Origin of the sequence: Flexivirga sp., from assembly GCF_051955415.1 — a bacterium.
Lineage (GTDB): Bacteria > Actinomycetota > Actinomycetes > Actinomycetales > Dermatophilaceae > Flexivirga.
The window spans coordinates 115,197-140,099 of the sequence record NZ_JBQCGS010000102.1 but is presented as its reverse complement, the minus strand read 5'-3'; the positions used below and the strand labels follow the sequence as shown (position 1 = coordinate 140,099).

At 69.5% G+C, this 24,903-nt stretch carries 27 protein-coding genes; 24 read left to right on the top strand and 3 right to left on the bottom strand.

The features are described from left to right. Positions 1 to 183: 183 nt before the first annotated feature. Positions 184 to 897 carry a class I SAM-dependent methyltransferase gene (locus tag ACTHL4_RS16750; protein ID WP_440283900.1) on the bottom strand — a complete coding sequence of 238 codons (714 nt, stop codon included), beginning with the start codon at positions 895 to 897 and terminating at the stop codon, positions 184 to 186. Next, positions 894 to 1,727, bottom strand: coding sequence for a hypothetical protein (locus ACTHL4_RS16745; protein WP_440283899.1), 834 nt, complete (start codon positions 1,725 to 1,727; stop codon positions 894 to 896). The genes ACTHL4_RS16750 and ACTHL4_RS16745 overlap by 4 nt, the downstream gene beginning before the upstream one ends. A gap of 42 nt (positions 1,728 to 1,769) precedes the next feature. Between ACTHL4_RS16745 and ACTHL4_RS16740 the strand changes: the two genes are divergently transcribed. The 16 genes from ACTHL4_RS16740 to hemB all read left to right on the top strand — a co-directional run bounded on the left by ACTHL4_RS16740 (position 1,770) and on the right by hemB (position 16,891). Further along, the gene (locus ACTHL4_RS16740; RefSeq protein WP_440283898.1) at positions 1,770 to 2,696 is read left to right on the top strand and encodes a Ppx/GppA phosphatase family protein; all 927 of its coding nucleotides are present in this window, start codon (positions 1,770 to 1,772) and stop codon (positions 2,694 to 2,696) included. Continuing rightward, complete coding sequence (locus ACTHL4_RS16735; RefSeq protein ID WP_440283897.1) at positions 2,696 to 3,508, top strand: sugar phosphate isomerase/epimerase family protein; 813 nt, start codon at positions 2,696 to 2,698, stop codon at positions 3,506 to 3,508. The genes ACTHL4_RS16740 and ACTHL4_RS16735 overlap by 1 nt, the downstream gene beginning before the upstream one ends. Before the next feature lie 73 nt (positions 3,509 to 3,581). Further along, the gene (locus ACTHL4_RS16730; RefSeq protein ID WP_440283896.1) at positions 3,582 to 4,526 is read left to right on the top strand and encodes a proline dehydrogenase; all 945 of its coding nucleotides are present in this window, start codon (positions 3,582 to 3,584) and stop codon (positions 4,524 to 4,526) included. Positions 4,527 to 4,551: 25 nt separating this feature from the next. Continuing rightward, positions 4,552 to 5,388 carry a pyrroline-5-carboxylate reductase gene (gene proC, locus ACTHL4_RS16725; protein ID WP_440283895.1) on the top strand — a complete coding sequence of 279 codons (837 nt, stop codon included), beginning with the start codon at positions 4,552 to 4,554 and terminating at the stop codon, positions 5,386 to 5,388. 82 nt (positions 5,389 to 5,470) lie between these two features. Then, a complete protein-coding gene (locus tag ACTHL4_RS16720; RefSeq protein WP_440283894.1) occupies positions 5,471 to 6,013 on the top strand; it encodes a GNAT family N-acetyltransferase in 543 nt (180 codons plus the stop codon). Positions 6,014 to 6,026: 13 nt separating this feature from the next. Further along, a complete protein-coding gene (locus tag ACTHL4_RS16715) occupies positions 6,027 to 7,238 on the top strand; it encodes an acetoin utilization protein AcuC (protein WP_440283893.1) in 1,212 nt (403 codons plus the stop codon). Positions 7,239 to 7,614: 376 nt separating this feature from the next. Continuing rightward, entirely contained in the window at positions 7,615 to 7,815 is a 201-nt protein-coding gene (locus ACTHL4_RS16710; protein ID WP_382398018.1) for a helix-turn-helix domain-containing protein, read from the top strand. A 168-nt stretch (positions 7,816 to 7,983) separates the two neighbouring features. Further along, positions 7,984 to 8,082 (top strand): 30S ribosomal protein bS22, encoded by a 99-nt coding sequence (locus ACTHL4_RS16705; protein WP_082775156.1) that lies wholly within the window; start codon positions 7,984 to 7,986, stop codon positions 8,080 to 8,082. A gap of 167 nt (positions 8,083 to 8,249) precedes the next feature. After that, positions 8,250 to 9,239 (top strand): NAD-dependent epimerase/dehydratase family protein, encoded by a 990-nt coding sequence (locus tag ACTHL4_RS16700; RefSeq protein WP_440283892.1) that lies wholly within the window; start codon positions 8,250 to 8,252, stop codon positions 9,237 to 9,239. Further along, a complete protein-coding gene (locus tag ACTHL4_RS16695) occupies positions 9,232 to 10,521 on the top strand; it encodes a 1-acyl-sn-glycerol-3-phosphate acyltransferase (protein WP_440283891.1) in 1,290 nt (429 codons plus the stop codon). Before ACTHL4_RS16700 ends, ACTHL4_RS16695 begins: the two co-directional genes overlap by 8 nt. A gap of 64 nt (positions 10,522 to 10,585) precedes the next feature. Further along, positions 10,586 to 10,849: a glutaredoxin family protein gene (locus ACTHL4_RS16690; RefSeq protein ID WP_440283890.1), complete on the top strand. Its 264-nt coding sequence runs from the start codon at positions 10,586 to 10,588 to the stop codon at positions 10,847 to 10,849. A gap of 218 nt (positions 10,850 to 11,067) precedes the next feature. Further along, on the top strand, positions 11,068 to 11,772 hold the full coding sequence (locus ACTHL4_RS16685) for a redox-sensing transcriptional repressor Rex (protein ID WP_440283889.1): 705 nt from the start codon (positions 11,068 to 11,070) through the stop codon (positions 11,770 to 11,772). Then, positions 11,769 to 13,130 carry a glutamyl-tRNA reductase gene (locus ACTHL4_RS16680; RefSeq protein WP_440283888.1) on the top strand — a complete coding sequence of 454 codons (1,362 nt, stop codon included), beginning with the start codon at positions 11,769 to 11,771 and terminating at the stop codon, positions 13,128 to 13,130. The genes ACTHL4_RS16685 and ACTHL4_RS16680 overlap by 4 nt, the downstream gene beginning before the upstream one ends. Continuing rightward, positions 13,127 to 14,140, top strand: a complete 1,014-nt coding sequence (hemC, locus tag ACTHL4_RS16675) for a hydroxymethylbilane synthase (protein ID WP_440283887.1) — start codon at positions 13,127 to 13,129, stop codon at positions 14,138 to 14,140. The genes ACTHL4_RS16680 and hemC overlap by 4 nt, the downstream gene beginning before the upstream one ends. After that, positions 14,137 to 15,774, top strand: a complete 1,638-nt coding sequence (locus tag ACTHL4_RS16670; protein ID WP_440283886.1) for a uroporphyrinogen-III synthase — start codon at positions 14,137 to 14,139, stop codon at positions 15,772 to 15,774. Before hemC ends, ACTHL4_RS16670 begins: the two co-directional genes overlap by 4 nt. 58 nt (positions 15,775 to 15,832) lie before the next feature. Next, complete coding sequence (hemB, locus tag ACTHL4_RS16665) at positions 15,833 to 16,891, top strand: porphobilinogen synthase (RefSeq protein ID WP_440283885.1); 1,059 nt, start codon at positions 15,833 to 15,835, stop codon at positions 16,889 to 16,891. 270 nt (positions 16,892 to 17,161) lie between these two features. Here hemB and ACTHL4_RS16660 read toward each other — a convergent pair whose 3' ends face one another. Then, positions 17,162 to 17,710 carry a YceI family protein gene (locus ACTHL4_RS16660; RefSeq protein WP_440283884.1) on the bottom strand — a complete coding sequence of 183 codons (549 nt, stop codon included), beginning with the start codon at positions 17,708 to 17,710 and terminating at the stop codon, positions 17,162 to 17,164. A gap of 133 nt (positions 17,711 to 17,843) precedes the next feature. On the opposite strand from ACTHL4_RS16660, the gene ACTHL4_RS16655 reads away from it, so the two are divergent. The 8 genes from ACTHL4_RS16655 (at position 17,844) to ACTHL4_RS16620 (ending at position 24,861) form a co-directional block, all read left to right on the top strand. Continuing rightward, positions 17,844 to 18,392: a MarR family winged helix-turn-helix transcriptional regulator gene (locus ACTHL4_RS16655; protein ID WP_440283883.1), complete on the top strand. Its 549-nt coding sequence runs from the start codon at positions 17,844 to 17,846 to the stop codon at positions 18,390 to 18,392. Positions 18,393 to 18,426: 34 nt separating this feature from the next. Beyond that, on the top strand, positions 18,427 to 19,761 hold the full coding sequence (gene hemL, locus ACTHL4_RS16650) for a glutamate-1-semialdehyde 2,1-aminomutase (protein ID WP_440283882.1): 1,335 nt from the start codon (positions 18,427 to 18,429) through the stop codon (positions 19,759 to 19,761). A gap of 131 nt (positions 19,762 to 19,892) precedes the next feature. Beyond that, positions 19,893 to 20,546 carry a histidine phosphatase family protein gene (locus tag ACTHL4_RS16645; RefSeq protein WP_440283881.1) on the top strand — a complete coding sequence of 218 codons (654 nt, stop codon included), beginning with the start codon at positions 19,893 to 19,895 and terminating at the stop codon, positions 20,544 to 20,546. Further along, complete coding sequence (locus ACTHL4_RS16640) at positions 20,543 to 21,154, top strand: TlpA family protein disulfide reductase (protein WP_440283880.1); 612 nt, start codon at positions 20,543 to 20,545, stop codon at positions 21,152 to 21,154. The genes ACTHL4_RS16645 and ACTHL4_RS16640 overlap by 4 nt, the downstream gene beginning before the upstream one ends. A gap of 7 nt (positions 21,155 to 21,161) precedes the next feature. Next, positions 21,162 to 21,905, top strand: a complete 744-nt coding sequence (locus ACTHL4_RS16635) for a cytochrome c biogenesis CcdA family protein (RefSeq protein ID WP_440283879.1) — start codon at positions 21,162 to 21,164, stop codon at positions 21,903 to 21,905. Further along, a complete protein-coding gene (gene resB / locus ACTHL4_RS16630; protein ID WP_440283878.1) occupies positions 21,906 to 23,576 on the top strand; it encodes a cytochrome c biogenesis protein ResB in 1,671 nt (556 codons plus the stop codon). After that, entirely contained in the window at positions 23,573 to 24,613 is a 1,041-nt protein-coding gene (gene ccsB, locus ACTHL4_RS16625) for a c-type cytochrome biogenesis protein CcsB (protein WP_440283877.1), read from the top strand. Before resB ends, ccsB begins: the two co-directional genes overlap by 4 nt. Next, positions 24,613 to 24,861: a DUF4229 domain-containing protein gene (locus tag ACTHL4_RS16620; protein ID WP_440283876.1), complete on the top strand. Its 249-nt coding sequence runs from the start codon at positions 24,613 to 24,615 to the stop codon at positions 24,859 to 24,861. Before ccsB ends, ACTHL4_RS16620 begins: the two co-directional genes overlap by 1 nt. Positions 24,862 to 24,903: the final 42 nt, after the last annotated feature.

Here is a 24,903-nt window from a genome sequence, read left to right as displayed (position 1 = left end):
TCACGCCGGCCGGCTCCTTCACACCCGGTGCCGGCAAAACGTATGTTCATCAACCCGAAGGCGACACCGACGTTACGAGCCAGACACCAGGTGCTCAGGATCCAACCACCGCGAGAGCGGCAACATCACCCTGACACTGAGGCCAGACGATAGACGCCCGCGCCGACACCCCGGCCGACGAGCTCAGAAACGACGCCAGCGCACGAAGACGGCGTAGTCGACGCCGGTGCCGGGGTGTTCGGTCAGGATCCGGTCGGCGTGGTCGGGCGTGAACTCGATCCGCACCACCGCTTCGAAGTCGACCCGCGAGGCGAATTCCCATCGCATCGACACCGGCACCGAGGTGAAGCCCATGCGGCGCCAGAAGCGCTCCACGCCCACCGGGTCGTATGACGGCAGTGCCCTGCGGAACCACGAGCCGAACGTGGACCGGGACGCGTCGTTGTCCACCACGAACGCGACACCGCCGCGGCGCATCACCCGCTCCAGTTCGGCCAGCCCCGGCTCACATCCGGCACCGAAGAAGTACGCCCATCGGGCGTGCGCGATGTCGACCGAGTCGTCCTGCACCGGAAGGGCTTCGGCCGCACCGGTTCGCACGTCGACCGCCGCCCGCCGGCTGTCGCGGCGCACCCTGTCGCGCGCCACCTCCACCAGTGGAAGGTGCGGCTCGACACCGACCACCGACCGCGCGGTGCGCGCGAAGAGCGGCAGGTGGAATCCGGTGCCACAGCCGATGTCCAGCACGTCGGCACCGGACCAGTCGCGCACGTGCCGCATCGCCGCCCAGATGACACCGTCCGGATCGACGCCCCGGTTCTCGATCTCGTAGACGTCCGGCGAGTTCCAGATGTTCGGCGACGGAATCGCGTGGTTTTCCGAATGCCGCTGTGTCACGTGCGTTTCCGGACGCTGCTCCGCTCGATCGCCTGATCCGCGGCCTGCTCCGCCAGCAGTGTCGCCGGGTGCACGAAGAGTGGCAACAGTTTGCGACCGCCCGGCCCGGCCTCCCGCAGCGCCGTCGCCTGCAGCAGGTGTCCCTCGCAGCGGATGGCCAACTCGTCATACGCGCTGTCACCCATCAGGTGCCGCAGCTCGCCCTCGTTCGAGACGTAGACAGGCGAACTCCCCACGTGCGCTTCAGGATTGCCCGAGCAGTACCAGTCCAGATCGTGTCCACCGGGCCCCCAGCCGCGGCGGTCGTACTCACCGATCGAGATCTCCAGGTATGACGTGTCGTCCGGCTGCTCGACCGTGCGGTAGGTGCGCCGGATCGGCAGTTGCCAGCACACGTCCGGTTTGACGGTGTGCGGGGCGACACCGGTGAGGACGGCGTGCTGGTGCAACGCACATCCGGCACCGGCGGGGAAGCCCGGCCGGTTGTGGAAGATGCAGGCGCCGTCGACGACCCTGGTCTTCCAGTCGCCGTCCTCCTTCTCCCGCCAGCCGTCCGCATGGCCCTCGTCGTAGTACTGCCATTCGTCGGGGCCGAGTTCGCGCACGACCGCCTTGACGTTCTTGAGGTCGTCCTTGTCCGAGAAGTGTGCCCCGAGCGTGCAGCAGCCGACGTCGGGTGCGTCGGCGTAGATGCCCTGACAACCGGCGCCGAAGATGCAGGTCCAAGACGACGTGAGCCACGTCAGGTCGCAGCGGAAGCGTTCGTCCGGGTCGTCCGGATTGTCGAATTCGACCCAGGTCCGTGGGGTTTCCAGTGCTGTCTCGACCACGCGTCACATGGTAGGTCGCGGCCTTCCTAGTAGCGTTGAGCCATGCGGCTCGGCGTGATCGACGTGGGATCCAACACGGTCCACCTGCTCGTGGTCGACGCGCATCCGGGCGCCCACCCACTGCCGGCGACCTCGCACAAGCGCGAGTTGCGCCTGTCCGAGCACACCACCGCGGACGGTGCGATCTCGCCCGAAGGCATCGAGCAGTTGACGGCATTCGTGCACGAATGTCTCACCATCGCCGACGATCAGGGCTGCGAGGACCTGCTCGCCTTCGCCACCAGCGCGATCCGGGAAGCGCCCAACGGCGACGATGTGCTCTCCCGGGTGCACGCCGCGACGGACGTCAAGCTGGAGGTGCTCGGGGGCCCGGACGAGTCACGACTGACCTTCCTCGCCGTCCGGCGGTGGTTCGGCTGGTCGGCGGGCCGGCTGCTGGTGATCGACATCGGCGGCGGGTCGCTGGAGCTGGCTGCCGGCATCGACGAGGAGCCGGATGTCGCACTCAGCCTTCCGCTGGGTGCCGGGCGGCTGACCCGTGACCTGCCCGGTGACCCGCCGCGAGCCGAGGACCTGAAGGTGTTGCGCACGCGGATCCGGTCCGACATCGCCCGGGTGGTCCGCGACCTGCACAAGGTCGGTCGAGCCGACCGGGTCGTCGGCACCAGCAAGACGATCCGCTCGCTCGCCCGGGTGCTCGGTGCCGCTCCCCGCGCGGACGGCCCACGAGTCCGCCGGGTGCTGGACCGGGAGGCGCTCGGCGAGCTGGTGCCGCGGCTGGCACAGCTGACCTCCGATGAACGCGCAGTGTTGCCAGGGGTTTCGCAGAGCCGGTCGCGCCAGCTGCTGGCCGGCGCGATGGTGGTGCACGGCGCCATGGAGCTGCTCGGTGTCGACCAGCTCGATCTGTGCCCGTGGGCGCTGCGCGAGGGCGTCATCCTGCGCAGGCTCGATTGGCTGGGCGCCTGATGGCAGCTGCCCCGCTCACCGTCCCGCAGGGCCGCGTCGCGTTGTCCACCTCGTCGGTCTACCCGCTCGGCGTCGTCGACGGCTTCGCGATGGCCGACCGCCTCGGTTATGACGGCGTGGAGGTGATGGTCTGGACCGACCCGGTGAGTCAGGAGTCCGGGGCGCTGCGCCAGCTGGTCGACCACTACGGCATACCGATCGTGTCCGTCCATGCACCGACCCTCCTTCTGACACAACGCATCTGGGGCCCGGAGCCGTGGCCCAAAGTGGACAACTCCGTTGCGCTCGCCGAGGAGGTCGGTGCCCGGACGGTCGTGGTGCACCCGCCCTTCCGGTGGCAGCGCGAGTATGCCGCGGAGTTCGCCGCCGGCATCGCCGAACGCAACGCTCGCACCGACGTGCGCATCACGGTCGAGAACATGTTCCCGTGGCGCGCCCGTGGCCGCGAGATGCAGGCCTACCTGCCCGGGTGGGATCCGGTCGATCTCGACTACGAACACGTCACCCTCGACCTGTCGCACACCGCGACGGCCGGTTCGGACGCCCTGCGGATGGCCGCCGATCTGGGCGGCCGGCTCGCCCACATCCATCTGGCCGACGGTTCGGGGTCCTTCAAGGACGAGCACTTGGTCCCCGGTCGCGGGTCCCAGCCGTGCGCCACTCTGCTGGAGTCGTTGGCCGGGCGCGGCTACGCCGGCGACGTTGTCCTGGAGGTCGGCACCCGCAAGCTGTCCGCGGAGCAGCGGGAGCTGGATCTGGCCGAGGCCCTCGCCTTCGCGCGGCTGCATTTCGCCGCCCCGGCCGCGTCATGAACCGCACGACGGCCGCGCAGCAGTGCGCCATACGCTCGGTGGAGGACCACGAACCGTTGAAGGAGCCTGCGAAGTGATCGACCCCGGTGCGAGTCTGCGACAGGGACTGCTCGGCCTGAGCCGGCACGACTCGGTGCGGCGCGTCGTGCGCCATACGCCGGTCAGCCGCTCGGTGGCTCGTCGTTTCGTGGCCGGCACCACGGTCGAGGACTGCGTGCGAGCGGTCGCCGGCGTCGTCGCCGACGGTCGGCTGGCGACGATCGAGCTGCTCGGGCACCCGGTGCCCGACGGCGCCGAGGTCCGCCGCACCCGGGACGCGCACCTGGCGCTGCTGCGGGCGCTGCAGGACCGGGACCTGACCGCCCGGGGCGTCGCGGACCTGGTGATCGATCTCGACACCCTCGGCCGCGCACTGGCCGAGGACGGCGCCAAGATCGCCTTGGACAACGTGCTGCAGATCTGCGAGGCGGCGGCACGCGCCGGCACGACCGTGACCATCGCCCCGGCGGGTGCGGGCGCGGCCGACGCAACGCTCGACATCGTGCGCGACCTACGCAGCGACTTCCCCGACGTCGGCGCCACTCTGCCGGCCGAACTGCGCCGTACCGAGGCAGATTGCCGGGAGTTGGCGGGCGCCGGAAGCCGGGTCGTGCTGTGCGCGCGCACCCGGGCCGCCACCCACACCGAGCCCGGTTCCCGGGCCTTCCTCACCCGGCGCGAGGTGCAGCTGTCCTACGTGCGCTGCCTCAAGATCCTGCTCGAGGGGGAGGGACATCCGGTGATCGCGGCCCCGAACGCGGAGATCTTCGACATCGCGCGTTCGCTGGCCGACAAACAGCTGCGCGCGCCCGAATCCTTCGAGTTCGAGCTGCCGCTCGGCGTCCGGCCGCTGGAGCAACGACGACTTCTGCAGCTGGGCTACCAGGTGCGTGTTCTTGTCCCGTATGGCGAGGAATGGTCGCCCTACGTGATGCGGCTGCTGGCCGAGCACCCGGTCGACACGCTGCGGACCCGCTGACCCCCACGACGAAAGGCTGACCGAGATGCCCGACCACACTGCACCGTCCGACACGACGCAAGCGCGCATCGCTCTCCTCGGCGTCGGCATGATGGGCGAGGCCCTGCTGGCCGGCCTGGTCCGTGACGTGGATCCCACTCGCATCGTCGTCTCGGACCGGAGCACCGACCGGCAGGACCAGATCGCGCAGAAGTATGGCGTCCGTGCCGCCTCCGCCGCCGAAGCGGTCGAGAGCGCCGGCGCCGTCCTGGTGGCCGTGAAGCCGCACGACGTCGCCGCACTGCTGGACGAGGTCGGCAGCCACCTGCCCTCCGATGCGCTGGTCGTGTCCGTCGCCGCGGGCATCACTGCCGCGTCGCTGGAAGAACATCTGCCGGACGGCATCGCCGTGGTCCGGGCGATGCCCAACACCCCGGCACTGGTCGGCGAGGGTATGACGGCGATCAGCGCAGGCACCCACTGCGAAGCACGCCACCTGCAACAGGCACAGGATCTGCTCGCTGCCGCCGGCAAGGTCGTGGCCGTGCCGGAGGGCAAGCTCGACGCCATCACCGCGATCAGCGGCAGCGGCCCGGCATACGTCTTCTATGTCGTCGAGGCGATGGTCGAGGCCGGTGTGCTGCTCGGCATCCCGCGCGACACCTCCACCGAACTGGTCGTCCAGACGCTGTATGGCGCCGCGACCATGCTGAAGGAGACCGGCGACCACCCGACCCTGCTGCGCGAGCGGGTGTCCAGCCCCGGCGGCACCACCGTGGCGGCGCTGCGTCAGCTGGACGACCACAAGGTGCGGGCGGCGTTCGTCACCGCGATGGAGGCGGCTGCGCGGCGCTCGGCGGAGCTGGCCTCGGACCAGCGCTGAACACCGATCGTTATCGCGCCGGTGCCCTACGTTCACCACACCTGGTGACCGTGGCTGAGCGATACATGGGAGAGTTGTGCCCATGACTGACATCACGGTGCGCGCCCTCGGGGATGAGGAATGGCAGGTTTACCGGGACGTTCGATTGACTGCCCTGCGCGAAGCTCCTGACGCCTTCGCTGCATCGGTGTCGCAGGAGGAGAAGTTCGACGACGAGCTCTGGCAGGCCCGCGTGAAGCGGTCCCGGCGGCTGGTCGCCGAAGACGGCGACAAGGTCGTCGGTGTCGTCTCGGTCGGCAGCAAGGCCGAGAGTGACGACCGGGTGAGCGAGCTCTTCGGTCTGTGGGTCCACCCGGACCTGCGCGGCCAGGGTGTCGCCTGGAAGCTGGTGGACGCCGGCGTCCGGCAGGCCCGCCAGGACAACTACGACTTCGTTCTCTACTGGGTCGGCACGGACAACGGCCGCGCGGTCGCCTTCGCGTCCAGCTTCGGCTTCCGCCCGACCGACGGACGACGGCCGATGCAGAATTCGTCCGCCGACGACGGTGACGTGTCCGAGGACGAGATGGCGATGGTCTACCCGCTGGGCGACGACCCGGGCGCAGTGCCGAGCTCCGTGCTCTGAACGGCCACCGCCGATGACCGCCGTCAACCCCCGGGTGCGCGTCGTATGGGGTGAGGAGCTGACCGGCTACAACTTCGGTCCACAACACCCGATGAACCCGCTCCGGCTGGACCTGACGGCCCGGCTGTGCCGCGACCTCGGCGTCTTCGACGCTCCCGGGGTGGAGGTCGTGCCTCCGTCGTTGCCCGACGGCACCGACGACTTCCTGTCCTGGGTGCACCACCCGGACTACATCGACGCGGTCCGCGCCGCGTCGGCCGACCCGCGGGCGGCCGACCCGGCATACGGGCTGGGCACCGAGGACGACCCCGCGTTCATCGGCATGCACGATGTGTCGGCGCTCATCGCCGGCTCCACCGTGCGGCTCGCCCAGGACGTATGGCGCGGCGAGATCGACCACGGCGTCAACTTCTGCGGCGGCCTCCACCACGCCATGCCCGCCAGCGCGTCGGGTTTCTGCATCTACAACGACGCGGCGCTCGGCATCCAGTGGCTGCTGGACAACGGCGCCGAACGGGTCGCCTATGTCGACATCGACGTCCATCACGGCGACGGCGTCGAGCGCGTCTTCTGGGACGACCCCCGGGTGCTGACGATCTCCCTCCACGAGACCGGCCGGGTCCTCTTTCCCGGCACCGGTTTCCCCGGAGAGTTCGGTGGACCCGAAGCGCAGGGCAGCGCGGTCAATGTGGCGCTGCCGCCGGGCGCTCGCGACGCCGGCTGGCTGCGTGCCCTGCACGCCGTCGTACCGCCGTTGGTGCGCGCCTTCGCACCCGACGTGCTGGTCACCCAGCAGGGCTGCGACTCCCACTACGCCGACCCGCTGGCACACATGGCCCTGTCCATCGACGCGCAGCGCACGGCATACCAGACGCTGCATCAACTGGCGCACGACGTCTGCGACGGCAAATGGGTCGCACTCGGGGGTGGCGGCTACGAACTCATCGACGTCGTCCCGCGCGCGTGGACCCACCTGACCGCGATCGCCGCCCACCGGCCCATCGACCTGGAGACCGAGGTTCCGGCCGTATGGCGCGACCACGTCCAGGCGACCTTCGACCGCCCCGGGCCGCCCCGGATGGGCGACGGTCAGGCGGAGAACGGCCATGTCTGGTGGCGTTCCTGGGAGAGCGGCGTCGACCCGGCCAGCCCGGTGGATCAGTCCGTCCTCGCGACCCGCGAAGCCGTCTTCCCCCTGCATGCCCTCGACGTCTGGTTCGACTGAATCTTCTGCTTCGACTCCTCGCGCGGCGACCGGCGGCGCGGCTCGCGAGCTCGCTCGCGCCACCGTTCGCCGCGGTCGTCGTCTCCCGGCGGTCCGCTTGTCGTGCGGTTGGTTGCCGTGCGCGGTGCCGGGAGGGTGCAGTTTTCGGGCGCGGTGGTGTCATGAAGCGGCAACGGTCGCCGGAAGGCGCAGCCGCCCTCGCCACACCGGCAACGCGGGAAACACTGGGCTCAGCGGGCCGGTCGCCACATTTTTCTCACCAGTATCGGCGTGTCAGGTGGACATTTCCCCCACTCGGACTTTCCACGGACACTCCGGACCCTCTATCGTTGCCCAGCAAGACACCTGTGTCGTTGGAGAAGGGTTGGCACAAGCCATGACCGAAGAGCGTCAGCCGGGCGAGGTCACGTTCATGACCGTCGCCGAGGTCGCCGCCATCATGCGCGTCTCGAAGATGACGGTGTACCGGCTGGTCCACTCCGGCGAGTTGCCCGCCGTGCGGGTCGGTCGATCGTTCCGGGTGCCGGAGGATGCGGTTTCCGAATACCTCAGCCAGTCCTACATGGGCACCGCCTGAGCGCGGAAGCACCGGTGGCCGCCCTCGATTCGTCGGCGGTCACTGCCATGGCGTAGCCTTGGGCGGCGGATCGCGTCCCACCACGGGCGCGATGGCATCGAGGCTTCGCGACCGGATGGGCGCCACGGCCCACCGGTTCCAATCAGCAATTTCAGGAAGAGCGTACGCATGGGTTCAGTCGTCAAGAAGCGCCGTAAGCGGATGGCCAAGAAGAAGCACCGCAAGCTGCTTCGCAAGACGCGTCACCAGCGCCGCAACAAGAAGTAAGGCGCTCCGCGCACGGCCGAGCGCCTGCGCCGTCGACGCGGCCGAGCCCCGGACAGCCCAGCAGGGTCCCGGGGCTCCGTCATATCCCGTGCGGTGCAACGCCATACGCCCGGCACATCCGGGCGGGCTAGGATCGGCGCGCAGTGAGTCACCACCGAGGAGGGCAGATGGGCCGAGTCGTGCTGGTCACCGGTGTGTCTCGTCTGGTCGGCGGGATGACCTGTCGCGCGCTTGCTGCCGACCCCGCCCTCGACCGGGTCATCGCCGTCGACACCGTGCCGCCGCTGCACAACCTCGGCCGCGCCGACTTCATCCGGGCGGACATCCGCAACCCGATCATGGGCAAGATCCTGGCCCAGGAGAAGGTCGACACCGTCCTGCACCTGGGCGTGATCATGACGCCCAAGCAGGCCGGCGGGCGCACCTTGCAGAAGGAGATCAACGTCATCGGCACCATGCAGCTGCTCGCTGCGTGCCAGAAGGCGGACTCGGTGCAGCGCCTGGTGGTCAAATCCTCGTCCTCGGTCTACGGTTGCTCGCCCCGTAACCCGGCGATGTTCACCGAGGACATGAGCGCGCGGCGCAACCCGACCGGCGGCTTCGGCCGCGACTCGGTGGAGGTCGAGACCTACGTGCGCGGTCTCGCCCGCCGTCGCCCGGACATCGACGTCACCCTGCTGCGTATGGCGAACCTCGTCGGTCCCGGCCTGCGCACCACCTTCTCCGAATACTTCTCGCTGCCGGTGCTGCCGGTCCCGCTCGGGTATGACGGCCGCTTCCAAGTGCTGCACATCGACGACGCGGTGCAGGTCCTGCGACGCACGGCCCACGCCGACGCGCTCTCCGGCACGATCAACATCGCCGGGGACGGGATGCTCACCGTCCGGCAGGCGGCCCGGATCGCGGGCAAGCCGGTCGTGAGCGTGCTCGCGCAGGCGGCGCCGCTGATCCAGCAGGCCAGCGGCTTGCTGGGCAGCAGTGGTGCGTTCGACGCCGAGCAGATGCAGTTCCTGCAGTTCGGCCGCGGCATGGACACCACGCGCATGCGCACGCTGCTCGGCTTCGTCCCGGAGCACACCACGCGCGAGGCGTTCACCGAAGTGCTCGGAGCGCCCGGCCGTCGCCACGTCGTCAACCCGGGAGAAGCACGTGTCTGACGAACGCCCCGCCGCGAAGAAGACGCCGTCGAAGACGGCCGCCGCAGCCGGCAGGTCCGCTGCCAGGAAGACGCCGGCCCAGAAGACAACGGCCCGGAAGACACCGGCCGAGAAACCCGTAGCCAAGAAACCCGTAGCCAAGAAATCCGCGGCCCGGCAGACACCGGCCGCCCGGAAGGTTGCGCCGCAGCAGCCCGCGGGTGCCCGACCGTCTCGCAAGAACATCGGCGCCACGGCCCGCCGCACCGCCGCGCGGCGGGACGAGCACCCGGCGCCCGACGGCGGCCCGGCCCTGCGGGTCGTGCCCGATCCGCCGGAGGTCGCCGACGTCCAGTCGTCGCCGACATCGTTGTCTACACCGTCGCCTTCCGACTTTCAGGGCCTGGTCGACGTCCTCGTCGAGGGCCTGCGCAAGGCCGGCGATCTCGTCGGCATCGAGGGCGACGACCTCGACCGGCGGATCGCCGCAGCGCTGGCCTTCCTGCGTCGGCGACTCACCGGCGACTACGAGATCGACGACTTCGGCTTCGACCGTGACTTCACCGAGCAGGTGTGGCTGCCCCTGCTGCGTCCGCTCTACCGCCGCTGGTTCCGGGTGGAAGTGCGCGGCATCCAGCACGTCCCGGACGACGGACCCGCGCTGGTGGTGGCCAATCACTCCGGCACGCTGCCCATCGACGGACTGATGACGCAGGTCGCCATACACGACGAGCACCCCAAGCACCGGCACGTCCGGATGCTCGGCGCCGATCTGGTCTTCGAGTCACCGGTGATCGGTGAACTCAGCCGCAAGGCGGGCACCACGCTGGCGTCCAACTCCGACATCGAGCGGCTCTTCGCGGCGGGCGAACTCGCGGCCGTGTTCCCCGAGGGGTTCAAGGGCGTCGGCAAGCCCTACTCCGAGCGGTACCAGTTGCAACGCTTCGGCCGCGGCGGCTTCGTGTCCGCTGCGTTGCGCGCCGAGGTCCCGATCATCCCGTGCGCCATCGTCGGCGCCGAGGAGATCTTCCCGATGATCGGCAACATCAAGGGTCTGGCGCGCGTGCTCGGGTTCCCCTACTTCCCGGTGACGCCGTTCTTCCCGCTGTTCGGCCTGGCCGGACTCGTCCCGCTGCCGAGCAAGTGGATCATCGAATTCGGCGCGCCTGTCGACACCGACACCTACGGTGCCGCCGCGGCCGACGACCCGATGCTGGTCTTCGACCTCACCGACCAGGTCCGCGAGACGATCCAGCAGTCGCTGTATTCGCTGCTGCTGCAACGCCGTTCGATCTTCTTCTGAACCCCACCACGTCCTTCCCGCCCCTTCGGACGCTTCGCGGGGGCCCGGTCAGTCGGAGGCTGTCTTGCCAGACCCACGCATCACGCTCATCGGCAAGCCCGGCTGCCACCTGTGCGACGACGCGCGCGCGGTGATCGAGCGGGTCTGCGCGGACACGGGGGAGAGCTTCACCGAACACGACATCCTGCAGGAGCCGGAGCTTCTCGCGGCATACGCCGAACAGATCCCGGTCATCCTGGTCGACGGCAAGCAGCACGACTACTGGCGGGTCGACGAGCAGCGGCTGCGCACGGCGCTGTCCCGCCGGCGGCTGTTCGGCAGGCGTTGACACCGGAGCCCGGCAACGCCGAAATGTCGCGGCCCGGCGCGTGTTCCGCTACCACGGCGCCACCTCGCGGCACCACCCGACCCCCGTTTAGCACTTTTGCCGGGAATTAGCGACTTTGTGCCCGCGTTCACAAAGACCTACAGTCAGGGGGTCATTGATCCTCTGTGGCCGACGTTTGGTATACGCCTGCCCAAGACGCATGAGGAGTCGAAGCGCCAGTGAGCACCGCATCGGCCGCCCGTCGGGAGATTCCCGAAGCCACCGTGGCTCGGCTACCGCTCTATCTGCGTGCTCTGGCGGCTCTCGACACCCGTGGCGTCGAGGTCGTCTCGTCCGAGGAACTCGCCGAGGCGGCGGGTGTGCGCTCCACCGGCTTGCGCAAAGACCTGTCCCACCTGGGCTCCTACGGCGTCCGCGGCGTCGGGTATGACGTCGGCCGCCTCACCGAGGAGATCTCCCGCGAGCTCGGCCTGCACCACGACTGGTCCGTCGCGATCATCGGCATGGGCAACCTGGGTCACGCACTGGCGGCATACGGCGGTTTCGCCACCCGCGGTTTCAGCGTCCGCTGGCTGGTCGACGAGGACCCGGCCGTGATCGGCACCCAGATCGCCGGACTGCAGGTCATCGACTTCGCCGGGCTCGCGGAGCAGGCGCCGGAGAGCATCATCGCCGTGCTCGCGACACCGCCGCACGCGGCGCAACAGGCCGCCGATCAGGCCATCGCCCTCGGTGTCCGGTCCATCCTCAACTTCGCGCCGTGCGTGATCACCGTCCCCGACGGGGTAGAGGTGCGCAAGGTGGATCTCGCCACCGAGCTGCAGATCCTCGCCTTCCACGAGCAACGCGGCCGGGACGACGCGCTGGACGCGATCGAGGAGTCGCGAGGACTGCGTCGAGTGTCTTCGAGGGGTGAGCAATGAGTCTGATCGTGATCGGTATGTCGCACCGGACGACCGGTGTCGACCTGCTGGAGCGCGTCGTCCTGACCGACGAGCAGAGTCGGCGGCTGGTCGACTCCCTCGCGCTCAACGAACACGTCAACGCGACCGTGGTGGTCTCCACGTGCAACCGCGTGGAGATCTATGCCGACGTCGAGACCTTCCACGGTGCAGTGACCGGCATCACCGAATCCCTTGCGGTCACAACCGGTTTGGCCGTCGACCAGTTGCGCGATCACCTCTACGTCCACTTCGAGGACCGCGCCGTCGCCCACGCCTTCCAGGTCGCGTCCGGCCTGGACTCGGTCGCTGTCGGCGAGGCCCAGATTCTCGGTCAGCTGCGTGACGCGTTGCGCGTGGCCCAGGATGGCGATCACCTCGACCCGTCGTTGTCCGCCCTGATGCAGCACGCTCTGCGGGTCGGCAAACGGGTCCACTCCGAGACCGACATCGACACGGTCAGCCGGTCGCTCGTCGAGCGGTCGCTGGTGGTCGCGCAGACCGTGCTGGGCGAGCTGGGCGCCCAACGTGCCCTCGTCGTCGGTGCCGGCGCGATGAGCGGTCTGGCCGCCCACACGCTCGCCCGCGCCGGCGTCGGAAGCCTGACCGTCATCAACCGCACACCGGCCAAGGCCGCTCGCCTCGCCGAGGCGACCGGCGGAGCCGCACGTGACTGGGCCGATCTGGCCGAGGCGGTCACGCAGGCGGATCTGGTGGTCTCCTGCACCGGGGCCGTCGGTCACGTGCTCGACGCTCACACCGTGCGCCCCTCCGAAACACCCACGCTGCTGGTCGATCTGGCGCTGCCGCGCGATGTCGACCCACGGCTGGCAGACCTGCCCGGCATCGCTCTGATCTCGCTGGAGGACCTCAGCGCTGCGGTCGCCGACGACGCCGAGAAGACCCAGCTGACCGCAGCCCATGAGCTGGTCAGCGCCGAGGTGGCCGAGTTCCTCGTTGTGCGCCGAGCAGCTGCCGTCGCGCCCGCCGTCGCCGAGCTGCGCGCTCGCGCCGCCGATGTCGTGGCAGCCGAGCTGTCCCGCCTCGAGCAGCGCACCGAACTCACCGAGCACGACCAGGCCCAGGTGCAGCGGACCGTCCACCGGGTGGTCGAGAAGATCCTGCACACGCCGACCGTGCGCATCAAGCAGCTCGCCGGTGAGGAGCAGGGCGGTCAGGACTATGCCGCGCTGCTGCGCATGTTGTTCGACCTCGACCCGCACGAGTCGCGTGTCTCGCAGATCCCCCACACCGGGGTCCCCGCGAAGTATTCGGGGGAGCGAAGCGGGGGAGAAACTTCGTGGGGTGTTGAAGAACCCGCCGGAGGTGAGCCGCGATGAAGATCGTCATCGGCTCCCGCCGCAGCACACTGGCGATGACCCAGACCGGTCTGATCGCTGATCGGCTCCAGGCGATGGGTCACCAGACCGAGATCGCCCCGATCGTCACCGAGGGCGACACCAACCGCGCCCCGCTGACCCAGCTCGGTGGGACGGGCGTCTTCGCCACCGCGATCCGGAATGCGCTGCGCGCGCACGAGATCGACCTCACGGTGCACTCGTTGAAGGACCTGCCGGTCGCGCCGGCACCCGGGCTGACCATCGCCGCCATACCCGCTCGCGAGGATCCGCGCGATGCGTTGATCGCCCGGGACGGCCTGACGCTCGGCGAGCTGCCCGCCGGTGCCGTCGTCGGCACCGGGTCCCCGCGCCGGGTCGCCCAGCTCGCGGCGCTCGGCCTCGGTCTGGAGTTCCGCGCCATACGCGGCAACATCGATCGGCGCATCGACTTCGTCCGCTCCGGCGAACTCGACGCGATCGTGCTGGCCCGCGCCGGGCTGTCACGGGTCGGCCGGACCGCGCAGATCACCGAATCCATCGACCCGCTCCAGATGCTGCCCGCCCCCGGGCAGGGAGCGCTCGCGCTCGAGATCCGCAGCGACGACGAGGAGCTGTACGACGTCGTGCGACAACTCGACGACGCGGACACCCGCGCGGCCGTCACCGCCGAACGCGCGGTGCTCGCGCGGCTGGAGGCCGGCTGCTCGGCACCGCTCGGTGCCCTCGCCGAGATCGGCGAGGACGTCGACGGCAGCCTGGAGATCTCATTGCGCGCGTTCGTCGGTCGTCCCGACGGCACCTTCGACCTGCGGCGGTCCCAGACCGGACCGTTCGACCACCCCGAACGACTCGGTCACGACGTCGCAGAGTTACTGCTCGCCGACGGAGCGCTGGACGCGTTCCCGTCGGACGGGCAAGCACCAGAGCCGGCACCCGGCGGACTCTTACCAAGGGACGCAGATCCCGTCACCGTCCACCACCCCCCAGCGCCGCGGAGCGTGAACAAGTGAGTACAACCAAGACCCGCAAGACCCTGCCCCAGATCGCCTTCATCGGCTCCGGCCCGGGCGACCCGTCACTGGTCACGGTCCGGGCGGCCAGGCTGCTGCGCGAGGCCGATGTCATCATCATCGACCAGGTCGCGCGTGAGGACTTCGTCGCCGCCTTCGCCCGTGCGGACGTCGAGATCGTCGACGCCGGTCACGGCGAGACCGGCCAGCCGCTCACCACGGCGTCGCGCGCGAAGCTGGTCGTGCGCACCGCCAAGGCCGCCGCGCGCACGGACGGCACCGTCGGTCTGGTCGTGCGATTGATGGACGGCGACCCGGCCACGTTCAACGGCCTGGCCGAGGAGTGCCTGGCCTGCCACAAGGCGGATCTGCCCTTCGAGATCGTCCCCGGCGTCAGCGCGGTCAGCGCGGTGCCGTCATACGCCGGCATCCCGCTGGTCGGCAGCGGCGCCCGGACCGTGCACGTCCTGTCGGCGGCCGACGAGAAGACCGACTGGGCCGGCGCGGTCGCCAAGGACGCCACCGCAGTCGTGCTCGGCACCGCCGAGTCCGTGCCCGCCGGCCTGGCGAAGCTGTTGGCCGCCGGGCGCGACGCCGACGCCCCGGTCTCGCTGAGCACCGACGGCACCACCATCCGGCAGGCGACGCGCGTGACCACCCTCGGCGAGGTCGCGGCGGCAGTGAAGGCCCAGCCGCTGACCGGCCAGGTCGTCGCCGTCGTCGGCGCGGTCGTCGCCATGCGCGAGCAGCTGTCCTGGTGGGAGACCAAGCCGCTGTTCGGCTGGAACGTCCTGGTGCCGCGCACCAAGGAGCAGTCCGGCACGATGACCGACCGGCTGGCCTCACACGGAGCCGCGAGCGACGTGGTCCCGACCATCAGTGTCGAGCCGCCGCGGACACCGCAGCAGATGGAGCGTGCGATCAAGGGCCTGGTCACCGGGCGCTATGAGTGGATCGGTTTCACCTCCGCCAACGCCGTGCGTGCGGTGCGCGAGAAGTTCGTCGAATTCGGCCTGGACGCAAGGGCTTTCGCCGGCCTCAAGATCGCCGCTGTCGGGGGTGTCACCGCCGAGGCGCTGCGCGAGTGGGGCCTGGAGCCCGACCTGGTGCCGGCCGGTGAGCAGTCGGCCAAGGGGCTGCTGGAGGAGTGGCCGCCGTATGACGACGTCCTCGACCCGATCAACCGGGTCTTCCTGCCCCGCGCCGACATCGCCACCGACACGCTCGTCGCGGGTCTGCAGGACATGGGCTGGGAGGTCGACGACGTCACCGCTTACCGAACCGTGCGCGCCGCCCCGCCCGCGCCCGAGGTCCGCGAGGCCATCAAGACCGGCAAGTTCGACGCGGTGTGCTTCACCTCCAGCTCCACGGTGCGCAACCTGGTCGGCATCGCCGGGAAGCCGCACGCCACCACGGTGATCGCGTGCATCGGCCCGGCAACCGCCAAGACCGCCGAGGAGCACGGCCTGCGCGTCGACGTGCTGGCCACCGAGCCGAGCGCCGAGGCGCTGGTCGACGCGCTCGCCGATTACGGCCGCGGCCTGGCCCTGACCGCGGCCGAGAACGGCGAGCCGGTGCGGCGTCCCAGTGAGCGCAAGTCCTCCTCCCGCCGAAAGGCCAAGGCGTCCAGATGAGAACCCCACAAAGTTCTCCGCTCCTTCGTCGCTCCGATACTTTGCGAGGACCCCAACGATGAGCGCCGAGAAGGTCACCGGCACCGCCGAGACCCGGGCCGCGGCACGTCATCGCGCGGCGAGCCGGAACCCGTGGGCACTGCCCGCGGGTTCGGCCCGTCCCCGACGGCTGCGCACCACGGCAGCGATGCGCCGGATGGTCGCCGAGACCCGCCTGCACCCGGCCGATCTGGTGCTGCCGATGTTCGTCAAGGAGGGCATCGACGCACCGATCCCGTTGCAGTCGATGCCCGGCGTCGAGCAGCACACGCTCGACTCGCTGGTGAAGGCCGCCCGTGCGGCGGTCGACGCCGGTGTCGGCGGGCTGATGATCTTCGGCGTGCCTGCCGAGCGCGACGAGATCGGTTCCGGCGCAACGGATCCGAGCGGCATCTTGAACGTGGCGCTGCGTCGCCTGCGGGACGAGCTGGGCGACGACACCGTGCTGATGTCCGACTTGTGCCTGGACGAGTTCACCTCGCACGGACACTGCGGCGTGCTCGACGGGCACGGCCGGGTCGACAACGACGCGACCCTGCAGCGGTATGCCGACATGGCGGTCGCGCAGGCCGAGGCCGGCGTGCACCTCGTGGGTCCCTCCGGGATGATGGACGGCCAGGTCGCCGTCATACGCCGTGCGCTCGACGAGGCCGGTCACACCGACGTCGGGATCCTGGCGTATGCCGTCAAGTACGCCTCGGCGGCATACGGGCCCTTCCGGGAGGCCGTGGAGTCGACGCTGCAGGGTGACCGGCGCACGTATCAGCAGGACAGTGCCAACCGGACGGAGGCGCTGCGAGAGGTGCAGCTCGACCTCGCCGAGGGCGCCGACCTGGTGATGGTCAAGCCAGCCCTGCCCTATCTGGACATCATCCGGGACGTGCGCGAGGTCAGCGACGTGCCCGTCGCGGCATACCAGATCAGCGGCGAGATGGCGATGATCGAGGCGGCTGCTGCGAACGGCTGGATCGACCGGGACGCCATGGTCATGGAGGCGCTGACCTCGATCCGTCGAGCCGGCGCGCAGATCATCCTGACCTACTACGCGACCGAGATCGCCCGCCGCCTGCAGCACTGAGCGGACACCGCACCGAGCGGACACCGCACCGAGCGGACAGGAAAAACGGCCGGAATCCGGCCGTTTTTCCTGTCCGCTCGGTGTTTTCCCGTCCGCTCGGTGAGAAGGGTGGGAAGGGGGCTTCGCGGCGAGGAAGGCGCGACACGCAGCCACCAGAACGCGAGCGGGACCAGGCACTCGGGGGTATGCCGGTCCCGCTCGCGGGATCTGGGAAGCGTGACCGCCGAGCCGGCCAGGCTCAGCGGGTCACGCCCGGGTGGTGAAAACCGATCAGGCCTTCACGAACTGCAGGTCGAGGATGATCTTGACCTTGTCGCCGACGACCACGCCGCCGCCCTGCAGCGGCATCTCGATGTCCACGCCGAACTCCTTGCGGTTGATCTCGACGGTCGCCTCGAAGCCGGCGCGGGTGCCGCCCCAGGCGTCCGGGCCCACGCCGCCGAACTCGACGTCGAAGGTGACGGGCTTGGTGACGTTCTTGATCGTCAGGTCACCGGTCAGCTCCGTGGGCGTGACCTTGGTCGACGTGAAGGTCATGGTCGGGTAGGTCTCGACCTCGAAGAAGTCGTTGGTCCGCAGGTGGTTGTCACGGTCGGCGACACCGGTGTTGATCGACGCCATGGTGACCTGGGCCTCGACGCTGGAGTCCTCGAGCTGCTCGGCGACCTCGAGGGTCGCGGTGAACTCGTCGAACTTGCCCTTGACCTTGCTGACCATCAGGTGGCGGACCTGGAAGCCGAATTCGCTGTGCGCCGGGTCGAGGTTCCAGGTGCCGGTGGCCAGGCCGTCGAGCGTGGTGGAAGCGGTGGTGTTGGTCATGGTGCTCCTTCGTGGTGAAGTGGAAGTGCGTGGTGCCGCGGTTGCCCAGATCGGCAACTATCATGCACAACAGTTGTTGAGATTTCAATTATTCCCGTTCCATGGCGGAAATTCGTCCCTCTATGCTGTGAACGTGTTCGAGACACCGTCCGCCTCCTCGACGTCGTCGATACCCACCACGACGTCGTCGACATCCCCCGCCGACGACGGGGAGGTGCCGTGGCTGACCGACGACGAGCAGTTCGCGTGGCGCGCCTATCTGCGCGGTAGCCGGGCCTTGGAGGCGGTGCTGGACGCCGAGTTGCAGGATTTCGGTATGTCGCTGGCCGAGTACGAGCTGCTGTCCATGCTCTCGGAGTCGCCGTGCCTCGCGATGCGGATGAGCAAGCTGGCCGACCAGACCGTGCAGTCCCGCAGCCGGGTGACGCACACCGCCACCCGGCTGGAACGCCGCGGCTGGGTCGAGCGCAAGCCGGCACCCGATGACGGGCGCGGCATACAACTGCTGTTGACCGACGACGGCCTGGCGGCGGTGCGGTCGGCCGCCCGGGTCCACGCCACCGGGGTGCAGGAGCACCTGATCCGGCAGATGGACCCCGCGCTGTTCCGGTCCCTGGGCGACGCGATGGACAAGGTGTGCACGCATCTGCTCGGCGACCCGGTCGACAACTACAACCCGTAGGATTTCGCGCCGGGCCGCCTGAGACAATGGCGGTATGACGAGCACGCCCACCGACCAGACGACTGTTCGTGACGAGGCATCGGCGGCTCTGCTGCAGCGCGCCCGGGCAGTCACTCCCGGCGGGGTCAACTCGCCGGTCCGTGCCTTCCGGGCGGTCGGCGGCACCCCGCGCTTCATCGCCTCCGCACAGGGTCCCTGGCTCACCGACGTCGACGGCAACCGCTACGTGGACCTGATCTGCTCGTGGGGGCCGATGATCCTCGGGCACGCACACCCGTCGGTCCTGGAAGCCGTGCAGGCCGCCGCGACGAAGGGCTTCAGCTTCGGCACGCCGAGCGCGAACGAGGTCGCCCTCGCCGAGGAGATCGTGTCTCGCGTCGAGCCGTTGGAGCAGGTACGGCTGGTCAACAGCGGCACCGAGGCCACGATGTCGGCGTTGCGGCTGGCGCGCGGTGTCACCGGGCGCAGCACGGTGGTGAAGTTCGCCGGTTGTTATCACGGTCACGTCGACCCGCTGCTGGCCGCGGCCGGCTCCGGCGTCGCCACGTTCGCGCTGCCCGACTCCGCCGGGGTGCCGGCGTCGGCCGCGCACGAGACGATCGTGTTGCCCTACAACGACATCCAGGCGGTCGAGGCGGCCTTCGCCGAACACGGTGACGAGATCGCCTGCGTCATCACCGAGGCCTCCCCGGGCAACATGGGCGTCGTACCGCCCGCTCCTGGTTTCACCAGCGCGCTGCGCCGCATCACCCGTGCGCACGGCGCGCTGCTGATCTCCGACGAGGTCATGACCGGTTTCCGCTGCTCGCCCGCCGGCTGGTACGGCCTGGAGGGTGAACCCGAGGGCGGCGCACCCGATCTGTTCACCTTCGGCAAGGTCATGGGCGGCGGCTTCCCGGCCGCTGCCTTCGGCGGCAGCGCCGAGCTGATGGCGAATCTCGCACCGGACGGACCCGTCTACCAGGCGGGCACTCTGTCGGGGAACCCGGTCGCGACTGCGGCCGGCCTGGCCACGCTGCGCGGTTGTACCCCCGAGGTCTACGACCGCATCGGTGTCGTGGCGCAGACCATCGCCGACGCCGCCTCCGCCGAGCTGACGCGCGCGGGCGTCCCGCACACGGTGCAGTGGGCCGGCTCGATGTTCTCGGTCTTCTTCACGAGCGGTGCGGTGCGCAACTACGAGGATGCCAAGGCGCAGGACACCGAGGCGTTCGGCCGGTTCTTCCACGCCATGCTGGACCAGGGGGTGCATCTGCCGCCGAGCTCGTTCGAGGCGTGGTTCGTCAGCGCCGCCCACGACGACGCCGCGGTCGAGCACGTTCTCGCCGCCCTGCCCGCGGCCGCTGCTGCGGCCGGCGCCGCGAACTGAACGACTCCTGAGAAGGCGACACAGGATCCGATGCGACACTCCGACCGTGTTTTTCGTATGGCGCACTGGCCCCGATACGGCGCACCCCGGGGGACTCACCCGTTCGACCAGCCGACGGGGTGGAGGGCGCGATGACTGAGACAGTGGTCCACCTCGTCCGCCACGGTGAGGTCGACAACCCCGGTGGCGTGCTCTACGGCCGGATGCCCGGCTTCCACCTGTCCGAGCTCGGCCGGCAGATGGCCGCGCGCACGGCGGCATACCTGGCCGAACGCGACATCACGCACCTCGTCTCCTCGCCGCTGGAGCGGGCCCAGGAGACCATCGAGCCACTCGCCGAAGCGCTCAAGCTCCCGGTGAAGCTGGACGACCGGGTGGTCGAGGCCGGCAACGACTTCGAGGGCCTGACCGTCGGCAAGAACCCCAAACAGCTTCTCAATCCACGGTTCTGGGGCAAACTGACCAACCCGTTGAAGCCCAGCTGGGGCGAGCCGTATGCCGAGATCGCCGAGCGGATGGAAGCGGCGACCCGGGACGCGCGCGCCGCCGCCGACGGCCACGAGGCCGTGATCGTCAGCCACCAGCTGCCCGTCTGGGTGGCACGCACGCACTTCGAGCAGAAGCGGCTGTGGCACGACCCGCGCCGCCGGCAGTGCACCCTGGCGTCGGTCACCAGCATCGTCTTCGACGATGATCGGTTCAGCCGCATCGAATACGCCGAGCCGTCCCGCGCGCTGTTGCCGGGCGCCAGCGAGGCCGCCGGCTCGGCGATGGGAAAGGCATGAGCACGCGAGTGGCGCGCACCCGCCGAGTGGTGCCCGCGCTCGCGCTGGCGTGCGTGACGGCCCTGGGGCTCGCGGCCTGCAGCAGCGACGGCAACTCGATCAGCAAGCAGGCCAACCAGGGTTCGGACAAGAACTACCTCGCCGGTGACGGCACGCTCGCCCAGCTCGCACCCGGTGACCGTGGCAAGCCCGTGACGCTCAGCGGCAAGCTGCTGGACGGCACCCCGTGGTCGACGAAGGATCACCCGGGCACGGTGATCGTCGTCAACGTCTGGGGCTCCTGGTGTCCGCCGTGCAAGGCCGAGACCCCCGACCTGCAGAAGGCGTGGGAGAAGCTGCAGCCCGAAGGCGTGCTGATGGTCGGCGTCGACCGGCAGGAGGGTCCGCAGACGGCCGCGGCATACCTGAAGACCGCCGGTGTCACCTACCCGTCGTTGCAGGACGACGGCGGCGCTGCGCTGGTCGCGCTGCAGGGCAAGGCCTCGGCCACCCCCTCGACACTGGTGCTCGACCAGCAGCACCGCATCGCCGCGCGCGTCTCCGGACCGACCACCACGTCGACCCTCGTCGGTCTCGTCGACGACGTCCTGCACCAGGCGAAGGGCTGACGGGACAATGACCGCCGACGCCGCGCAGACGGTTGCCACGGGCAGCCTGCCGATCGCCGTACTGCTGGCGCTCGTCGCAGGTGTGGTGTCGTTCGCGTCGCCGTGCGTATTGCCGCTGGTGCCAGGCTTCCTCGGCTATGTGACCGGGCTGACCGACGAGCGGCGCAGGACCCGCCTGGTCACCGGTGCGTTCCTCTTCGTGCTCGGCTTCTCGGTCGTGCTGGTGAGCGTCGCGGCGGCATACAGCTGGGTGGTCAACTTGCGATACCTGCACCAGGACGCGATGATCCGGGTCAGCGGCGTGATCGTGATCCTGCTGGCGCTGGTCTACCTCGGCTTCATCGGGCAGCGCGGCATCCCGGTGCGCTGGAAGCCGTCCGCCGGGCTGCTGGGCGCACCCTTGCTCGGCGCCGTGTTCGGCCTGAGCGCCAGCCCCTGCGTGGGCCCGGTGTATGGCGCGATCCTCAACCTGGCCAACCCGATCGGGCGCTCCGGAGCCTCGCGTGGCGTGACGCTGGCGGCGTTCTACTGCCTCGGGCTCGGCATCCCCTTCCTGCTCATCGCGGCCGGCTGGTCGCGCGCTGAGTCCTGGTCGCGCTGGCTGCGTGACCACCACCGGCCGATCCAACTGGTCGGTGGCACCCTCATGCTGGTCGTCGGTCTGATCATGGTGTCGGGGCAGTGGTTGCACCTGATCTCCTGGGTACAGGTCCGGCTCACCGGCTCCGACACGTTCGTACCGGTGATCTGATTGACCGACCTCAAGACCACGTCCCGCTCCGGCCGCAAGCAGCCGGTCCTGGCGCCGAAGATCGGCTTCGTGGGCATGCTGCGCTGGCTGTGGCGTCAGCTGACGTCGATGCGCACGGCGCTCTTCCTGCTGCTGCTGGTCGCGGTCGCGGCCGTGCCCGGGTCGATCTTCCCCCAGCGCAGCATCGACGCCGGACGCGTGACGACCTACCTGCAGGAGCACCGCACGATCGGGCCCTGGCTGGACAAGCTGAGCATGTTCGACGTCTTCGCCGCACCGTGGTTCGCGGCGATCTACATCCTGCTGCTGATCTCGCTGGTCGGCTGCGTGCTGCCCCGCTGCGTCGTGCATGCCAAGGCGCTGCGCTCCCCGCTGCCGCGAGTGCCCAAGCGGCTGACCCGGCTGCCCGCAACGGCCGAGCGGACCGTCGACGCGAGCACCGCCGACCTGGTCGAGGCGGCCCGCCAGACATTGCGCCGCAAGGGATACCGGGTGCGGGTCGACGATGCCGTCGACGGCGAACAGGCGCTGGCCGCAGAGGGTGGCCGGCTCCGGGAGACCGGCAACCTGCTCTTCCACCTGTGCCTGTTGATCCTGGTGCTGGCCGTCGCCGCGGATCACCTGATGGGTTGGCGCGGCGACGTCATCGTGCCGGAGGGCGGCGACTCGTTCGTCAGCGCCGTCGGCAGCTACAACACGCTCGACCTGGGCCCGTGGGTCAACACCGACGACATCAAGCCCTGGACGCTGAAGGTCGACAAGCTGGACGTGACGTTCGAGAAGAACGTCCCCAAGGACTCACCGCAGTTCGGCCAGCCGCGCAATTTCATCGCCTCGGTGACCACCTCCGCGGAGCCGGGCGGCAAGACCACCGACCGCACGCTCGCGGTCAACGACGCGGTGAAGCTGGACGGCACGTCGGTCTACCTGCTCGGCAACGGCTACGCACCGGTGATCACCGTCAAGGACCCGAAGGGCAAGGTGCTCTACCACCAGGCGACACCGTTCCTGCCACAGGACAACGCCTACCGGTCGGTGGGCGCGATCAAGGTGCCGGCCGCCTCGCCGCAGGAACTCGGCTTCTTCGGCTTCTTCCTGCCGACCGCGGCCTTCGACGACACGATGGGCCCGATCTCCACGTATGCCGGCCTCGACAACCCGGCGCTGGTCGTCGGGGCCTACCGCGGCCAGCTGTTCCCCGACGGCACCCCGCAGTCGGTCTACACGCTCAACACCCAGAAGATGACCCAGGTCAAACAGGGCAAGACGCCCTGGCGCGCGGTGGTGCGTCCTGGTCAGACGGTCCGGTTGCCGGACGGCACGACGATCTCGATGAGCAAGAACATCCCGCGATGGGCGGGTCTGTCGGCCCGCTACGACCCGGGCAAGGGCACCGCGCTGGTGTCGGCCCTGCTCGGGCTGCTCGGGCTGATCATGTCCATGACGTTGCGCCGGCGGCGCATCTTCGTCAAGGTCCGCGCGGCCGGCGACGGTGACGGAGGCGACCGGACGAGCGGGCGTAGTCTGATCACGGCCGGTGCACTCGCCAAGGGCGAGGACCCGCGCCTGCAGGTCGCGCTCGACGCACTCCTCGACGGAGTCCAACAACGACTCGGAGTCGACCAACGACCCGGCACAACCCCCACATCCCAGGCAGGAACGGCTCGATGATCAGTTTCACGCCCAGCATCTCCTTCGGCGGTCACGCGACCGACGTGGGATTGTCCGATCTGTCCAACAACTTCCTCTACGCGTCCGGCGTGGTGCTGGTGCTGGCGATGCTGTCGTTCGCGCTGGACCTGGCCGCCTATCCCGCGCGGACGGCGCGCGCCGAGCAGCGGGAGGCCGAGGCCGCCGAGCAGCGGGCGGTGCAGCAGGACGAGGCATCGGCGTCGGCATCGGTCGGCGGCGGCACCGCGGTGCTGGAGCGGACCGCCGGCAGCACGGACGTCATACCGGAGAAGCGTCAGTGGGCCGGCATCGGTATGTCGCTGTCGTGGCTCGGCTGGCTGCTGCTGGGCGCCTGCGTGGTGCTGCGTGCGGCGTCGGTGGGGCGTCCGCCGCTGGGCAACATGTACGAGTTCGCGATCGTCGGTGCGTTCTTCGTGATGAGCACCTTCCTCATCTGGAGCCTCAAGCGCGACATCCGCTCGCTCGGCATCTTCGTGGTCGGCCCGACGCTGCTGACCGAGATGCTCGCGGCGCTGGTCTTCTACACCGACGCCAGCGAACTGATGCCCTCCCTGAAGAACTACTGGCTGACCATCCACGTGACCATCGCGATCCTGTCCGTGGCGTTCTTCACCATCGCGTTCTCCACCACGATCCTCTACTTCGTGCAGAAGTGGCGCGAGGACATCCACGACACCAAGTACACGTTCATGGACGCCGTGCCGGGCTCGGCCGCCATGGACCGCACGACCTACGGGCTGCTGATCATCGCCTTCCCGCTGTGGACCTTCACCCTCATCGCCGGCGCGATCTGGGCGCAGAAGGCGTGGGGTCACTACTGGAGTTGGGACCCCAAGGAGGTCTGGACACTGGTGATCTGGGTCGTCTACGCGGCATACCTGCACGCCCGCGCGACAGCCGGGTGGAGCGGCAAGAAGGCCGCCTACCTGGCGTTGGCCGGCTTCGGCTGTGTGCTGTTCAACTTCTGCGTGGTCAACGTCTTCATCGTCGGCATGCACTCCTACTCGGGTATGTGATGATCCGTTACTCCGTCCTGCGACTGCTCGTCTTCGTGGTCGCGCTGCTCGTTCTGTATGCCGTCGGCTTCCGCAGCTGGGCGCTGTTGCTGCTGTCCGCGCTCGTCTCGCTCGTGGTGTCGTTCTTCGCGCTGCGCCGGCAGCGCGAGCAGTTCGCCGAGCAGGTCCAGCGCAAGGTCTCCGAGCGACAGGAACGCGCCGCGGCATACCGCAGCGCCGAGGACGACGACACCTACGACGAGGAGTGAGCGGAGGCCGGGTCGGCGGCTTCACAGGAAGCGCACAAGTCC

What these genes read in the sequence shown, in the direction of transcription:
- ACTHL4_RS16740 (WP_440283898.1), top strand. Translation starts at nt 1,770, where the DNA reads ATGCGGCTCGGCGTGATCGACGTGGGATCCAACACGGTCCACCTGCTC.
- ACTHL4_RS16735 (WP_440283897.1), top strand. Translation starts at nt 2,696, where the DNA reads ATGGCAGCTGCCCCGCTCACCGTCCCGCAGGGCCGCGTCGCGTTGTCC.
- proC (WP_440283895.1), top strand. Translation starts at nt 4,552, where the DNA reads ATGCCCGACCACACTGCACCGTCCGACACGACGCAAGCGCGCATCGCT.
- ACTHL4_RS16720 (WP_440283894.1), top strand. Translation starts at nt 5,471, where the DNA reads ATGACTGACATCACGGTGCGCGCCCTCGGGGATGAGGAATGGCAGGTT.
- ACTHL4_RS16715 (WP_440283893.1), top strand. Translation starts at nt 6,027, where the DNA reads ATGACCGCCGTCAACCCCCGGGTGCGCGTCGTATGGGGTGAGGAGCTG.
- ACTHL4_RS16710 (WP_382398018.1), top strand. Translation starts at nt 7,615, where the DNA reads ATGACCGAAGAGCGTCAGCCGGGCGAGGTCACGTTCATGACCGTCGCC.
- ACTHL4_RS16705 (WP_082775156.1), top strand. Translation starts at nt 7,984, where the DNA reads ATGGGTTCAGTCGTCAAGAAGCGCCGTAAGCGGATGGCCAAGAAGAAG.
- ACTHL4_RS16700 (WP_440283892.1), top strand. Translation starts at nt 8,250, where the DNA reads ATGGGCCGAGTCGTGCTGGTCACCGGTGTGTCTCGTCTGGTCGGCGGG.
- ACTHL4_RS16680 (WP_440283888.1), top strand. Translation starts at nt 11,769, where the DNA reads ATGAGTCTGATCGTGATCGGTATGTCGCACCGGACGACCGGTGTCGAC.
- hemC (WP_440283887.1), top strand. Translation starts at nt 13,127, where the DNA reads ATGAAGATCGTCATCGGCTCCCGCCGCAGCACACTGGCGATGACCCAG.
- hemB (WP_440283885.1), top strand. Translation starts at nt 15,833, where the DNA reads ATGAGCGCCGAGAAGGTCACCGGCACCGCCGAGACCCGGGCCGCGGCA.
- ACTHL4_RS16660 (WP_440283884.1), bottom strand. Translation starts at nt 17,710, where the DNA reads ATGACCAACACCACCGCTTCCACCACGCTCGACGGCCTGGCCACCGGC.
- hemL (WP_440283882.1), top strand. Translation starts at nt 18,427, where the DNA reads ATGACGAGCACGCCCACCGACCAGACGACTGTTCGTGACGAGGCATCG.
- ACTHL4_RS16645 (WP_440283881.1), top strand. Translation starts at nt 19,893, where the DNA reads ATGACTGAGACAGTGGTCCACCTCGTCCGCCACGGTGAGGTCGACAAC.
- ACTHL4_RS16640 (WP_440283880.1), top strand. Translation starts at nt 20,543, where the DNA reads ATGAGCACGCGAGTGGCGCGCACCCGCCGAGTGGTGCCCGCGCTCGCG.
- ACTHL4_RS16635 (WP_440283879.1), top strand. Translation starts at nt 21,162, where the DNA reads ATGACCGCCGACGCCGCGCAGACGGTTGCCACGGGCAGCCTGCCGATC.
- ccsB (WP_440283877.1), top strand. Translation starts at nt 23,573, where the DNA reads ATGATCAGTTTCACGCCCAGCATCTCCTTCGGCGGTCACGCGACCGAC.
- ACTHL4_RS16620 (WP_440283876.1), top strand. Translation starts at nt 24,613, where the DNA reads ATGATCCGTTACTCCGTCCTGCGACTGCTCGTCTTCGTGGTCGCGCTG.